13 protein-coding genes are annotated in these 13,289 nt (G+C 64.8%); 1 reads left to right on the top strand and 12 read right to left on the bottom strand.

Features of this window, described 5'->3' with window-relative positions; genetic code table 11:
- Window position 1: 1 nt before the first annotated feature.
- From miaB to NXY83_RS07590, 4 genes are all read right to left on the bottom strand, one after another.
- Window positions 2-1,561: a tRNA (N6-isopentenyl adenosine(37)-C2)-methylthiotransferase MiaB gene (gene miaB, locus NXY83_RS07605; protein ID WP_258805475.1), complete on the bottom strand. Its 1,560-nt coding sequence runs from the start codon at window positions 1,559-1,561 to the stop codon at window positions 2-4.
- Between the two features lie 3 nt (window positions 1,562-1,564).
- On the bottom strand, window positions 1,565-2,053 hold the full coding sequence (locus NXY83_RS07600; protein WP_258806102.1) for a regulatory protein RecX: 489 nt from the start codon (window positions 2,051-2,053) through the stop codon (window positions 1,565-1,567).
- A 165-nt stretch (window positions 2,054-2,218) separates the two neighbouring features.
- Entirely contained in the window at window positions 2,219-3,274 is a 1,056-nt protein-coding gene (recA, locus tag NXY83_RS07595; RefSeq protein ID WP_066274884.1) for a recombinase RecA, read from the bottom strand.
- 210 nt (window positions 3,275-3,484) lie between these two features.
- The gene (locus NXY83_RS07590; protein ID WP_258805474.1) at window positions 3,485-3,709 is read right to left on the bottom strand and encodes a DUF3046 domain-containing protein; all 225 of its coding nucleotides are present in this window, start codon (window positions 3,707-3,709) and stop codon (window positions 3,485-3,487) included.
- Window positions 3,710-3,750: 41 nt separating this feature from the next.
- On the opposite strand from NXY83_RS07590, the gene NXY83_RS07585 reads away from it, so the two are divergent.
- Window positions 3,751-4,281, top strand: a complete 531-nt coding sequence (locus tag NXY83_RS07585) for a MarR family winged helix-turn-helix transcriptional regulator (protein ID WP_258805472.1) — start codon at window positions 3,751-3,753, stop codon at window positions 4,279-4,281.
- A gap of 97 nt (window positions 4,282-4,378) precedes the next feature.
- Here the strand turns inward: NXY83_RS07585 and NXY83_RS07580 are convergent, their stop codons facing one another.
- The 8 genes from NXY83_RS07580 to NXY83_RS07545 all read right to left on the bottom strand — a co-directional run bounded on the left by NXY83_RS07580 (window position 4,379) and on the right by NXY83_RS07545 (window position 13,169).
- Window positions 4,379-4,831 (bottom strand): helix-turn-helix domain-containing protein, encoded by a 453-nt coding sequence (locus NXY83_RS07580; protein WP_041652016.1) that lies wholly within the window; start codon window positions 4,829-4,831, stop codon window positions 4,379-4,381.
- Window positions 4,832-5,014: 183 nt separating this feature from the next.
- Entirely contained in the window at window positions 5,015-5,494 is a 480-nt protein-coding gene (locus NXY83_RS07575) for a CinA family protein (RefSeq protein ID WP_258805471.1), read from the bottom strand.
- Complete coding sequence (gene pgsA / locus NXY83_RS07570; RefSeq protein WP_258805470.1) at window positions 5,491-6,135, bottom strand: CDP-diacylglycerol--glycerol-3-phosphate 3-phosphatidyltransferase; 645 nt, start codon at window positions 6,133-6,135, stop codon at window positions 5,491-5,493. Before pgsA ends, NXY83_RS07575 begins: the two co-directional genes overlap by 4 nt.
- A 9-nt stretch (window positions 6,136-6,144) precedes the next feature.
- The gene (locus tag NXY83_RS07565) at window positions 6,145-9,063 is read right to left on the bottom strand and encodes an FtsK/SpoIIIE family DNA translocase (protein ID WP_258805469.1); all 2,919 of its coding nucleotides are present in this window, start codon (window positions 9,061-9,063) and stop codon (window positions 6,145-6,147) included.
- Between the two features lie 156 nt (window positions 9,064-9,219).
- Window positions 9,220-10,911 (bottom strand): ribonuclease J, encoded by a 1,692-nt coding sequence (locus NXY83_RS07560; RefSeq protein ID WP_258805468.1) that lies wholly within the window; start codon window positions 10,909-10,911, stop codon window positions 9,220-9,222.
- A gap of 41 nt (window positions 10,912-10,952) precedes the next feature.
- Entirely contained in the window at window positions 10,953-11,861 is a 909-nt protein-coding gene (dapA, locus tag NXY83_RS07555; protein WP_258805467.1) for a 4-hydroxy-tetrahydrodipicolinate synthase, read from the bottom strand.
- Window positions 11,862-11,950: 89 nt separating this feature from the next.
- Window positions 11,951-12,715: a carbon-nitrogen hydrolase family protein gene (locus tag NXY83_RS07550; RefSeq protein ID WP_258805466.1), complete on the bottom strand. Its 765-nt coding sequence runs from the start codon at window positions 12,713-12,715 to the stop codon at window positions 11,951-11,953.
- A 79-nt stretch (window positions 12,716-12,794) separates the two neighbouring features.
- Window positions 12,795-13,169, bottom strand: coding sequence for a hypothetical protein (locus NXY83_RS07545; RefSeq protein WP_258805465.1), 375 nt, complete (start codon window positions 13,167-13,169; stop codon window positions 12,795-12,797).
- Window positions 13,170-13,289 lie beyond the last annotated feature (120 nt).

The following is a 13,289-nucleotide window of genomic DNA, read 5'->3' as shown; positions in this document are numbered from 1 at the left end:
GTCAGCGGGTGGGCAGCGGCAGCGAGGGCATGCCGAGGGAGACGCCTGAACGGCCGGAGCCGGCTCCGGGTGCAGGCGCGCCGCAGGAATCTGCCTGCGACCTGTCCCAGGCGTCACCGGCACGTGACCGGCGGAGGCTGTAGTCCTCTAAGGTGGGGTCGGCCACGAGGTGGAAGGCGGCTGCCCCGGTGATGGTGACGGTAACGAGGTCGCCGGGACGCGGGGCGGGTGCACCCTCAGGGACGGAAAAGTGCACCAGCCGCTGGTCCTGGGAACGGCCGGACAACCGGTGGGTTTCCCCGGCTTTACGGCCTGACTGTGCTGTCACCATGACTTCCACCCGGCGGCCGAGCTGGTTCCGGTTTTCCTCTGCGGCAATCCGGTCCTGCAGGGCGGTGAGCCGTTCGAAGCGTTCCTGGACCACTGCCTTGGGCAGCTGGTCCGGCAGGTCAGCGGCCGGCGTCCCTGGACGCTTGGAGTACTGGAAGGTAAATGCTGTTGCGAAACGGGATTTCTCCACAACATCCAGGGTGGCTTGGAAGTCCTCTTCGGTTTCACCGGGAAAGCCCACGATGATGTCCGTGGAGATGGCGGCGTGCGGGATTTTTTCGCGGACCTTGTCCAGGATGCCGAGGAATTTCGTGGACCGGTAGGACCGCTTCATGGCGCGCAGGATGCTGTCCGAGCCGGACTGGAGCGGCATGTGCAGTTGTGGCATCACGTTGGGGGTTTCTGCCATGGCATCAATGACGTCGTCGTTGAAGGCGGCGGGGTGCGGGCTGGTGAACCGCACACGTTCCAGGCCTTCGATGTCGCCACAGGCACGCAGAAGCTTGGAGAAGGCCTGCCTGTCCCCGAATTCCACCCCGTAGGAGTTGACGTTTTGGCCGAGGAGGGTAACTTCGATGGCGCCGTCGTCTACAAGGGCCTGGATTTCGGCGAGGATGTCCCCCGGCCGCCGGTCCTTCTCCTTGCCCCGAAGTGCTGGCACGATGCAGAACGTGCAGGTGTTGTTGCAGCCCACGGAAATGGATACCCAGCCCGAGTAGACGGAGTCCCGCTTGGTGGGAAGCGTGGACGGGAAGACGTCCAGGGATTCCAGGATTTCCAGCTGCGCTTCGTTGTTGTGCCGCGCGCGGTCCAGGAGTGCCGGCAGGGCTCCCACGTTGTGCGTGCCAAAGACGGCGTCCACCCATGGAGCCTTCTTCAGGATGGTTTCCCGGTCCTTCTGGGCCAGGCATCCACCCACCGCGATCTGCATGCCGGGGTTCGCCGCCTTCACGGGTGCGAGGATTCCGAGGTTGCCGTAGAGCTTGTTGTCGGCGTTCTCCCGCACCGCGCAGGTGTTGAACACCACCACATCCGCCTGCTCGCCGTCTGCAGGGACGTAGCCGGCATCCTCGAGCATGCCGGCCATGCGCTCGGAGTCGTGCACGTTCATTTGGCAGCCGAAGGTCCGCACCTGGTAGGTACGCGCCTTCTGCACGCCGGCCTGCGGAGCGGACCCGGCCGCTTCGGAGGGGTTTGCGCCGGAAAGGGGGGGAGGAATGGTCAAACTCACCTGTTAAGGGTACCGGCTTCCCAGCTGGTCGTTGTCAGGGCCGGCCTGTGCATCAAGAACCTCGCTCACGATCCGGAACGCCTGAGAGGGCTGGTAGCCCTTGCGTGCCAACATGGATGCCAGGCGCCGGGTCGATTTGTCCCGCTCAGCACGGTCCGTGAAATCCATTCCGGGACGGATCTTCCGCTCAACCAGGCTCCGTGCCGCAGCTTCCTCGTCGGCGTCCGACAGCTGCTCCAGCGCCGCACTGGCAGTCTCCTGGTCAATGCCCTTCTCTGCCAGTTCACGCCTAAGCGCGCCCTTTGCCAGTTTCCGGGACTGGGAGCGGCTTCGAACCCACATGTCCGCGAATTCCGCGTCGTCAATCAGCCGGACTTCCTGGAACTTGTCCAGCACCGCCTCGGCCACGTCTTCCGGGATGTTGCGTTCGGCCAACTTGCGTGCAAGCTGGAGCCTGCTCTTGGAGGAGGCAGTCAGCTGGCGGTACACAATGGCCTGCGCAACGGAAACAGGATCGGGCTCGGAATCGCCAAACCCCGGAGCGTCGGGGTCACCGGGCCCGCCCGCCGCCCCATCCCCAGGGGTAGCCTGGCGGGCCCGCCGTGAGCGGGTCCTCCCGCCCCGGGTCTGCCGTTCCTGTTCAAATCCCGTCAACTGCTAGAACCCGTCGACGGCTTTCAGCTTCGGGGAATCCTTGGACTCCGGCTCAGCCGGCTTCACGCCGACGCCAAGCTTCTCCTTGATCAGGCGCTCCAGTTCGGCAGCAAGTTCCGGGTTGTCGCGGAGGAACCGGCGCGAGTTCTCCATGCCCTGGCCGAGCTGGTCGCCGTCATAGGTGAACCACGAGCCGGACTTCTTGATGATGCCGTGCTCCACACCCATGTCGATGATGCCGCCCTCACGGGAAATGCCCTGGCCATAGATGATGTCGAATTCGGCAACCTTGAAAGGCGGGGCCATCTTGTTCTTGACGATCTTCGCCTTGGTCCGGTTGCCGACGGAATCGGCACCTTCCTTCAGGGTCTGGATCCGGCGTACGTCGATGCGGATGGAGGCGTAGAACTTCAGCGCCTTACCACCTGTGGTGGTTTCAGGAGAACCGAAGAACACGCCGATCTTCTCGCGGAGCTGGTTGATGAAAATGGCGGTGGTCTTGGTCTGGCTCAGGCGGCCGGTGATCTTACGCAGGGCCTGGCTCATGAGGCGGGCCTGGAGGCCGACGTGGCTGTCGCCCATGTCGCCTTCGATTTCGGCGCGGGGCACAAGGGCTGCGACGGAGTCGATGACGATAACGTCCAGGGAGCCCGAACCGACCAGCATGTCCATGATTTCCAGGGCCTGCTCACCGGTGTCCGGCTGCGAGACCAGGAGCGCGTCGGTGTCCACCCCGAGCTTGGCGGCGTATTCCGGGTCCAGGGCGTGCTCGGCGTCGATGAACGCCGCGATGCCGCCCAGGCGCTGGGCGTTGGCCACCGCGTGCAGGGCAACTGTGGTCTTACCGGAGGATTCCGGTCCGTAGATCTCCACGACGCGGCCGCGGGGCAGGCCGCCAATTCCCAAAGCAACGTCCAGGGCAATGGAACCCGTGGGGATGACTTCAATAGGGGCGCGGACTTCATCGCCCAGGCGCATGACCGAGCCCTTGCCGAACTGTTTGTCAATCTGGGCAAGCGCTGCTTCCAGCGCTTTTGCACGATCCGGGGCTGCCGCCATGGTTGACACCTCTAATGCTTTCTCGATGGTGGCCTCAGCGGCCGTTTATTGGTCATCTCTGACGCTAAGGGGACCCACTGACATTCCTGCCGGATGACGACGGCTATGTGGATAACCTGCTGTGAAAAGCATAGCTTTATCCGAACAGGTATTCGAACAACGGCGCGGCGTGTCAGGGGAAAACTGCCGGGGAATCACGGCATGGAAGGACTAGTCGCGCAGGGGTTTGATATCGCGGCCCAGGCGCCGTTCAGCAGGGACGTCCTGGACGTCGCAGACGGCCAGCCACACCCTGCGCGGTTCCACACCGGCGGCCAGTGCCTGGTCCGCGGTGCGGCCGCCCACTCCGGCAAGGACGAGGGTGCTGCTCAGCACGCGGGAGTACCCCGCCCCAAATTCGTCATCCATGAGCCGCCAGTAGTCGCTGATTCGCATCAAAAAATTCTCTCACGGCCGGGGACCATAGAATTGTTGCCATGAGCAACTCCCCCGATGCCCTGCCGGACGGCCGCCCGGACGACGCGGTGGTCGATGCTGCACTGCAGAACGTCGAACACCAGATCAGCCTTTTCTGGCGCCGGGCGCGGGCCATTTCGAACCAGTTGTCCCGCCAGGTCCACCCTGACATGGAACCGGCAGCCTACGGCCTGCTGACCGTCATCCGCCGGGAAGGCCCCATCCGCCTCACACACCTGGCAATGAATATCGGGGTGGGTAAGCCGTCGGTCAGCCGCCAGATCGCGTTCCTGGAAAGTATCGGCCTGGTCTCCAAGGAGGCTGACCCGCTGGACGGCCGGGCCCAGGCCATCCGGCTGACGCCCAAGGGCGAGGAAAAGATGCACCAGGTACAGGATGCCCGGCGGCAGGTTTTCCGGGAGCGGCTGGGCGAATGGCCAGTGCGGGACCTGGAAGAACTGGCCCGCTACATGGCCATGTTGAACTCCACGTACGAGCGGGACGGGTTCCCGAAGGACGGGCCGGGATCACCCGTGGCCCCGGAAAACTGACGAACCAGACCGAAGTCCGCACAAACAACTGAAGCCCCCGGCCTTGCGGCCAGGGGCTTCACACGTTCCAGGGCCCACCTGCGGGCGGGGGCTGCCCTTAGCGGGCGCCGGAGAGCAGGCCGGTGGAAAGTTCGTCGTTGAGTTCAGTGTTAAGGTCGCGCTCAAGGTCCCGGCCGTAACGCTGCGAGAATTCCTGCGGAACGGTGTCCGGAACGGCAACGCCTTCGGCTACTGCCACACGGTCACTGACTTCGCGAAGCATGCTGGACAACGGAACATCCAGGGCCGAGCAGATCGAGGACAAAAGCTCGGATGACGCTTCCTTCTGGCCGCGCTCCACTTCGCTGAGATATCCCAGGGAGACACGGGCGCTGTGCGAAACTTCACGGAGCGTGCGCCCCTGGCGCTGGCGGACATCGCGCAGGACATCACCAATTTCGTGACGAAGTACAACCATCTTGCGCTCCTTCTGTTCGCTCTTACCCTGATCGGCGAGGCCCACATCCTTCCAGCGGACAACGCCGTTTACGGATACGGGCTGCTTTACCATCTGTATCGCCTTGCTCCCTCATTGGTCAGGTCCGCCGTGGAGCGAACCGTCGTGGTGTTTTCATCCTAGGCGCCTCCGCTCTTCGGAAGCGACACAATGTAATAACTAATCGGTACCGGCTTTTGTTCCCGGTAACTTTACGACCGGTAACTTTGCCAGGACAAGGGTGGCCAGGACATGGGGTCAGGAGGACAGGGCCTCGAGCAGCCTCTCAAGGGCTGCTCCGCATGCCTGCCCGCGGATCTCGGCACGGTTGCCTTGGAACGCGTACTCGAAGGCTGAAGTTCCTGCGGCGGTGGCTATGCCGATGTAAACGGTGCCCACCGGTTTCCCGTCGTGTCCCTCAGGTCCGGCAACGCCAGTGGTGGAGAGTCCGACGTCTGCACCGAGAACAGTGCGGGCTCCTGCCGCCATGGCTTCGGCGACGCCGCCGTCCACCGAGCCAACGCGGGCCAGCAGGTCGGATTGGACGTCCAGGACTGATTCCTTGATGGAGTTCTGGTAGGCGACCACGCCGCCCTGCAGCATCCCGGAAGCACCCGGGGTATCGGCCAGGACAGCCGACACCATGCCTGCGGTCAGTGACTCTGCGGTGCCTACGGTCCGCCCGGACTCCAGGGCTTGCCGAACTGCCTGTGCGGCCAGGTGGTGGAGGTTGGTCATGGCTGCTCCTGTCCGCGCTTGGCCCTGGGCTGCAGCTTTCCCCTGGCCCGGAGCCGCAGGGCTTCAATGACGTACTCGACGCCGGTCCAGACCGTGATGACAACGGCGGCCAGCATCACGGCGAACGCCACCCAGGTGAGCCAGGGAGCGAAGGCTCCCAGCGGCAGGAGGTAGAGGAAGATCGCCGCGGTCTGCACCACGGTCTTCAGCTTGCCGCCGCGGGACGCGGGAATGACGCCGTAACGGATCACGAAGAAACGCAGGCCGGTGATGCCCCATTCACGGACCAGGATCACCAAAGTCATCCACCACGGCAGTTCCCCCAGCACCGACAGCATGACCAGGGCCGAGCCGATGAGGAGTTTGTCCGCAATGGGATCGGCGATCTTGCCGAAGTCCGTAACGAGGTTCCGGCTCCTGGCGATGTCGCCGTCGAGCTTGTCGGTGTAGATGGCGACGGCGAACGCCAGCACGGCCGCCCAGCGCCACAGCCCGGACTCGCTGCGCAACCCGGGGGCATCCGCAATGAGGAACCAGACGAAGAAGGGCACCAGCGCGATGCGGAGCATGGTCAGGATGTTGGGAAGGTTCCAGACCCCGGCACGGCCCGGGCCGGCGGCGGTTGCATCGGTGCTAGTCACCTTCCTAGGCTACCGTCCGGTGAGTGACCAGGCGTCTTCTGACCCTTCATCATCGTCGCCGTAGCCGCCTGGCGCTGAATCCGAGCCGTCGTAATATTCCACCTTCTGCTTCCGCTGGTCCAGGTCAGCTGCCACCAAATCCTCGGCATAGCCGCCCTGGGCGATGTTCGCGTTGGCGTTGTCACTCAGGGCAGCCGTTTGCGGGTCTGCCGGCGCCGGAGCCTCCTGGCCCTTCATCGCAGCGAGGACGGAGGCGAGGTCGTCCGGCTTCACCAGCACGTCGCGGGCCTTTGATCCTTCGGAGGGCCCCACCACTCCCCTGGACTCGAGGAGGTCCATAAGGCGGCCGGCCTTCGCGAACCCGACGCGCAGCTTGCGCTGGAGCATCGAGGTGGACCCGAACTGGGTGGTAACCACAAGTTCGGTGGCCTGCAGCAGCACCTCGAGGTCGTCCCCGATGTCGTCGTCGATCTGCTTCTTTTCCGCCTCGGGGGCAACGTCGTCACGGTAGACGGCCTGAAGCTGTCCCTTGACGTGCTCCACCACTTTGTGGATTTCAGATTCAGTAACCCAGGCGCCCTGGACGCGCATGGCTTTCGAGGCACCCATCGGCAGGAAGAGGGCGTCGCCCTGGCCGATGAGTTTTTCGGCTCCGGGCTGGTCCAGGACCACGCGGGAGTCGGTGACGGAGGACGTTGCGAAGGCCATGCGGGAGGGCACGTTGGCTTTGATGAGGCCCGTGACCACGTCAACGGACGGGCGCTGGGTGGCCAGGACCAGGTGGATGCCGGCCGCCCGGGCAAGCTGCGTAATGCGGACGATCGAATCTTCCACGTCGCGGGGAGCCACCATCATGAGGTCTGCAAGCTCGTCGACAATAACCAGCAGGTAGGGATACGGCCGGATAACCCGCTTGGAGTCCGGCGGCTGCTGGACTTTGCCGGCGCGCACCGCCTTGTTGAAGTCGTCGATGTGCTTGAAGCCGTAGTTGGCGAGGTCGTCGTAGCGGGCGTCCATTTCGCGGACCACCCACTGGAGCGCCTCGGCGGCTTTCTTGGGGTTGGTGATGATGGGGGTGATGAGGTGCGGCACGCCTTCGTAGGCGGTGAGTTCCACGCGCTTCGGGTCCACCATCACCATGCGGACTTCGTCCGGGGTGGCGCGCATGAGGATCGAGGTGATCATCGAGTTCACGAAGGATGACTTACCGGCACCGGTCGCACCGGCCACGAGCAGGTGGGGCATCTTGGCCAGGTTGGCCACCACGTAGCCGCCTTCAACATCCTTGCCGACGCCCATGACCATCGGGTGGTCCGTCCGGCGGGCGTTCTGGCTGCGGAGGACGTCGCCGAGGGACACGGTCTCACGGTCCGTGTTGGGAATTTCGATGCCGATGGCGGACTTGCCCGGGATGGGGCTCAGGATGCGTACGTCGCTGGAAGCCACGGCGTAGGAAATGTTCTTGGACAGCGCCGTGACCCTTTCCACCTTGGTACCGGAGGCCAGTTCGATTTCGTAGCGGGTCACCGTGGGACCGCGGCTGAAGCCGGTCACGGTGGCATCCACGTTGAACTGTTGGAGGGTGTCGGTGAGGGCGGCGACGACGGCGTCGTTGGCCTCGGTGCGTTCCTTGGGGATTGAGCCCGGGGTCAGGTAGTCCGAAGCAGGCAGGGTGTAGGTGACGTCGCCGGCCAGCGACAACTGCTCCGTGCGCTGGGGGATCGGAACGGGCGGTGGCGCGGGAGCCACCGGGTTCGAAGGGACGGTGGGTGCCACTGCGCCCGTCTGGCCGCCGGGAGCAGGCGCACCAGGTGCCGTCATGCCGGGAGTGATCAGCGGAATGGCTTCCGTGGCGTTTTCCACCGGAGTAGCGGAGGCGCCAACCGCACCCAGGCCTTGTGCCGCCTTGATCTTTTCGACGGCGATTTCGGCCTGCGTGGGCCGCCGGACTCCGGGCGCGGGGCGCGGGGGCGTCGGTTCGTCGTCGTCTATGACGGCGTGCTCGAAGGCTTCGTCGCCCACGTAGCCTTCCAGCCCGGCGTCGGACTCCTCGTCCTTTCCGAAGAAGCGGCGCTTCTTCTTTTTGGGCGCGGCGGGAGGGGTGCGTTCCAGGTAGCTGCGATCGTGCCTGTTCCCGGGGTCTTCCTGATCCATCAGGTCGATGCCCATCAGGTGCTCGTAAGCTCCCCGCAGGCGCCGCGGGATGGCGGTGAACGGCGTGGCGGTGATGATCAGCAGGGACACGAAGGCCAGTAGTCCGTAAAGAACCAGGGGCACGGCCGGATGGATGGCTGCCAGTGGAGTGGCTGCGAGGAATCCCAGCATGCCGCCGGCCTGGCGCAGGCCGTCAAAGCCCTGGGCAACGGTGGGCTGGCCGCCCAGGATATGGGCGAGGCCGCAACCGGCGAACGTCATGATCAGGAAGCCGATGCCCACCCGGTTGTTGCCCCGGCCATCGGAGGGCTGCCGGAAGAGCCGGAAGGCGCACACGAACAGCATCAGCGGAAGGAGCAGGGACATCCAGCCGAACGTGCCGTTGACCACGGCATGCACGGCGTCCGGGAACCAGCCGGTCAGGCCCCACCAGGCAAAGGTGGCGATGAAAGTGCCGAGGACCAGGTTAAACAGGGCGGCGCCGTCACGGCGCTCCTCTGCGGGAAGGTCGCTGACGTCGTGGCCAATCCGCCGGACTCCTCCGCCTACCAGGTGGCCGATGCCCAGCCAGGCGCCGCCCACCACCCGCAGGAGCCACGGCTGGTGATGTTCGACGGCGGGAAGCTGGCGGGTGCGTGCAGTGCTGGAGGAGCCTCCGGACCGGCCGGTTTTGGGTGCCGTCGACCCGGAACCGCGGCCCGTGGAACTGCCGGCTTTGTTGCCGGAGCTGCCTTTGGCTGTTCCACTGCGCGCGGAAGTAGTACGTGTGGCCATAGTAGCCACGGTACCGGAACCGGACCGGTATTCCGCGGATTTCCGGGCGGCTGGTCCTGCCTGGTGGGACGCGAAAGGCCCGGTTCCGGAGAACCGGGCCTTTCGCGGTGCCGCATCACGGAGTGCGGCTGCGACTTGGCGGTCGACGCCTTGCTGTCAGGCCTCGAGCACCACGGGGATGATCATGGGCTTGCGGCGGAGCTTGCGGTTCACCCATGTGCCCACCACGCGGCGAACCACCTGCTGGAGCTGGTGGCTGGTGTGGTCGGCATGGTTGAGGACGGCTTCCTCCAGCGCGGCGTTGATCTTCGGGATGATGTCGTCGAAGACCGAGTCATCCTCGGCGACGCCGCGGGCATGGATTTCGGGCCCGGACACCACCTTGCCGGTGGTCCGGTTGACAACGGTGATGATGGAGATGAAGCCTTCGTCGCCGAGAATGCGGCGGTCCTTGAGGTCGGCGTCGGTGATTTCGCCCACGCTTGAGCCGTCCACATACACGAAGCCAACCTCGACCTGTCCCACCACGTCTGCCCGGTGGTCCTTCAGGTCGATGACAGTGCCGTTGTCCGCGAGAATGACGCTTGCCTCCGGAACGCCCGACTCGATGGCAATCTTGCCGTTGGCGATCAGGTGGCGGGTCTCACCGTGCACTGGCATGGCGTTGAGCGGCTCAAGGATGTTGTAGCAGTAGAGCAGTTCGCCGGCGGCGGCGTGCCCGGAGACGTGCACCTTGGCGTTGCCCTTGTGGATCACATCGGCGCCCAGCTTCAGGAGTCCGTTGATGATCCGGAACACGGCGTTTTCGTTTCCGGGGATCAGGCTGGAGGCCAGGATGACCGTGTCGCCGTCGCCCACCACCACCCGGTGGTCGCCATTCGCCATCCTGGACAGCGCAGCCATCGGCTCGCCCTGGGAGCCGGTGGACATCAGGACCACGCGGTTGTCCGGCAGGTTGTCGATGTTCTTGATGTCCACGATGAGCCCGGGCGGAACATCCAGATAGCCGAGCTTTTCGGCGATGGCCATGTTGCGGACCATGGAACGGCCCACGAACGCCACCTTGCGGTTGTGCTTGGCGGCTGCGTCCAGGACCTGCTGGACCCGGTGGACGTGGGAGGAGAAGGACGCCACGATGATGCGCTTGGTGGCCTGGCCGAAAAGCCGTTCCAGCGTGGGACCGATTTCCTTTTCCGCGGTGGTGAAGCCGGGGACGTCGGCGTTGGTCGAGTCGGACATAAAGAGGTCCACACCCTCTTCGCCGAGCTTGGCGAAGTGCCGCAGGTCGGTGATGCGGCCGTCAAGCGGCAGCTGGTCCATCTTGAAGTCACCGGTGTGCAGGACAGTGCCGGCCGCGGTGCGGATGAACACGGCAAGGGCGTCCGGAATGGAGTGGTTTACGGCAACGAACTCGCACTCGAACGGCCCGAACTTTTCCACCTGCCCTTCCTCCACCGTGAGGGTGTAGGGCCGGATGCGGTGCTCCTGCAGCTTCGCCTCGATCAGGGCGAGGGTCAGCTGCGAGCCCACCAGGGGAATGTCGTTGCGGAGCCGCAACAGGTACGGGACAGCGCCGATGTGGTCCTCGTGGCCGTGCGTGAGGACAACGGCCACAACATCGTCCAGCCGGTCCTCGATGTACGAGAAGTCAGGCAGGATCAGGTCAACGCCGGGCTGGGTTTCCTCCGGGAAGAGGACGCCGCAGTCCACGATCAGCAGCTTGCCGTCGATTTCGAACACAGCCATGTTCCGGCCGATTTCCCCCAGTCCGCCGAGCGGAACAATCCGCAGCGCGCCCTGGGGCAGGCGGGGAGGGGTGACAAGGCCGGTTAGGGCGATTTGGGTCATATTGCACTACTTTCCAGGCGGAAGGGTGCCGGTCTTCGCCCTCAGGAGTAGACCAGCCCCGCTTCCGCCAAATCCCCGCGGATGATTTCGATCTCGGCTTCGTCCGGCTCCACGAGGGGCAAACGGACAATCGAGTTGGGCAGGACTCCCTGCCATTTAAGAATCTGCTTGGCCGCCACGGCCCCCTGGACGCGGGTCATGGTGGCGCGGACTACCGGCTGGAGTTCAAAGTTGATCTTCCGGGCGGTTCCGAGGTCGTTGGCGTTGACCGCATCGATGAGTTCGCGGAAGCGCCGCGTAGCCACGTGCGTTGTAACACCCACCAGTCCGACGGCGCCCAGCGCCATCCACGGCAGGGTCAGCCCGTCATCGCCGGAGTAGAAGAGAAGGTCCGTTTCTGCCATAACCCGGGTTGCGGCGACGAAGTCGGCCTTGGCGTCCTTGACGGCCACGATGTTGGGGTGCTGCGCCAGGCGGATCATTGTGTCGGGTTCGATCGGGATGGAGGAGCGGCCGGGGATGTCGTAGAGCATGACGGGCACGTCGACGGCGGAGGCGACAGCCTCGAAGTGGGCGCGGACGCCTGCCTGGCTGGGCTTGTTGTAGTAGGGCGTGACCAGCAGGAGGCCATCGACGCCGAGGGCTGCAGCCTGCTGGGAAAGGTGTACCGAGTGCGCGGTGTCATTGGTTCCGGTGCCGGCGATGATGGCAGCCCGTCCACCAACGGCCTCCTTGACGGCGCGGAACATCCCCAGGTTCTCTTCGTCCGTGAGGGTGGAGGTTTCGCCGGTAGTTCCAGTGACAACGAGGCCGTCGCAGCCGTCGTCGACCAGCTTGGTGGCCAGTTCTGCTGCCTGGTCGTAATCCACTGCGCCGTCCTTGGTGAACGGCGTGACCATGGCGGTCAGGAGGGTACCGAGGGCAGGGATGTGCGCGGAAGAATCAGCCATGGAAAAAACGTTACCCTGTCCCCGGCTGGTTAGGACAATGCCACGGGCGTGATGAACGTCAAATAAGGCCTTGCCCAGTGCGGAATTGCCTACTTGCTGCGGAATCTCCTGACGACGCTGCGCTGCAGGAGGCAGGTCACCACTTCGGTTCGGATACCCGATGCGCCCTTCAGGCGGAGTCCGTCGGGACTCCAGATACCGCTCAGCCCGCAGGACTCCCCCAGCGAGGTGCTGCCACCCAGGTTGGCCAGGAGGGTGAACATCCGGTAGTCCATGGCGCGGGCGCCGAGATGCAGGGCAAGCCGGTGCTCCTCGTTACGGGTGTAGAGCGCGGACACGCAGTAGGCATCCGCCCCGGCATCGGCAGCTGCGGCAGCGTGGCCCGGCGTTGCGGCATCAAAGCACAACGCCAGCGCAATCCGCCAGCCGTCCACCTCAATAAGGCTGGGTCCGTCCCCCGGCTCAAACAGCTCCTGCCCCTGGCCATGCAGGTGCGTTTTGAACGCTGTTTCGGTGCTGCCGTCGGGGTGCAGCACCAACGAGGCCAGCCGCGCCGCACCGGAGGCCTCGCGAAAAGGAGCGCCGACTACCGCTGTGATTCCGGTGCGCCGGCAGATTTCACGGACTGGATCCAGCCGGGCGTCACCAGGCACCAGCCAGCAGTCCGCATCTGACAAAAGGTCCAGGCGGTAGCCGGTGAGGGACAGTTCCGGGAAGAGGACAAGCCGGGAACCGTGCGAGTCGGCATCCTCGATGAGGCGCACGTGTTCTGCCGCGTTCTTTGCGATCCCCCCGGCAAGGGCCCCGTGCACGGGTTCGTATTGGACGACCGCAACGGGAAGTGTCTCGCTCACGTCTTTATCCTAGGCAGGACGGCAAGGCCCCGGGCGGGCCGGCCGCATCCGAACATCCAGTGCCGTGGGCAGCAGACCGTCAGGAGGCAGGGCTCCCGTCCTGCCGCGGCACCTCCCCCGGCGTGTGGCAATACCGCCCGACCGCCGCCTGCCTCAGGCCCTCCGCCCAGGATGCCAGCCGCTGCGCTGCCCTGACGTAGTGGAACAATTCCACGGGCGTCAGTGCGTCGAGGTCCGTTTCGGCCAGGCGCCGGGCCAGCTCGGCCCCTTCGGGCTGGGAAGACAGGCTGATGCCTTCCTGCTCCCAGTGGACGTCTTCTGCCGGCCGGCCTGCGACCATCTGGCGGAAGAGGAAGTCCACGACTCCCGGGCTCATGGCCTTCAGGAGGCCGGTGCTGCCGGATTCGGAGCGGTGTTGTCCGTCTCCAGGGATTCCGTGTGATGGGGTGTGCATGGCGCCCATCCTATTCGAACATATATTCGAATACAAGGATTCTTTTCCGGAAGGCACCAAGCCTTGAACAGGTGGACCGGCTCTTGACAGAAGGTTCAAAGGCAGGTGTGAGACGATCTG

This window comes from Pseudarthrobacter sp. NS4, from assembly GCF_024758005.1.
Classification (GTDB): Bacteria; Actinomycetota; Actinomycetes; order Actinomycetales; family Micrococcaceae; genus Arthrobacter.
Note: the sequence above shows the minus strand (reverse complement) of the source record. Positions and strands in the feature narration are given on the sequence as shown.

Bases quoted from the DNA above. Each gene is read 5' to 3' on its own strand.
- recA (WP_066274884.1), bottom strand. From the start codon at position 3,274: ATGGCGGCAGCCCCGGATCGTGCAAAAGCGCTGGAAGCAGCGCTTGCC.
- NXY83_RS07590 (WP_258805474.1), bottom strand. From the start codon at position 3,709: ATGCGAATCAGCGACTACTGGCGGCTCATGGATGACGAATTTGGGGCG.
- NXY83_RS07585 (WP_258805472.1), top strand. From the start codon at position 3,751: ATGAGCAACTCCCCCGATGCCCTGCCGGACGGCCGCCCGGACGACGCG.
- NXY83_RS07580 (WP_041652016.1), bottom strand. From the start codon at position 4,831: ATGGTAAAGCAGCCCGTATCCGTAAACGGCGTTGTCCGCTGGAAGGAT.
- NXY83_RS07575 (WP_258805471.1), bottom strand. From the start codon at position 5,494: ATGACCAACCTCCACCACCTGGCCGCACAGGCAGTTCGGCAAGCCCTG.
- NXY83_RS07565 (WP_258805469.1), bottom strand. From the start codon at position 9,063: ATGGCCACACGTACTACTTCCGCGCGCAGTGGAACAGCCAAAGGCAGC.
- NXY83_RS07560 (WP_258805468.1), bottom strand. From the start codon at position 10,911: ATGACCCAAATCGCCCTAACCGGCCTTGTCACCCCTCCCCGCCTGCCC.
- dapA (WP_258805467.1), bottom strand. From the start codon at position 11,861: ATGGCTGATTCTTCCGCGCACATCCCTGCCCTCGGTACCCTCCTGACC.
- NXY83_RS07545 (WP_258805465.1), bottom strand. From the start codon at position 13,169: ATGCACACCCCATCACACGGAATCCCTGGAGACGGACAACACCGCTCC.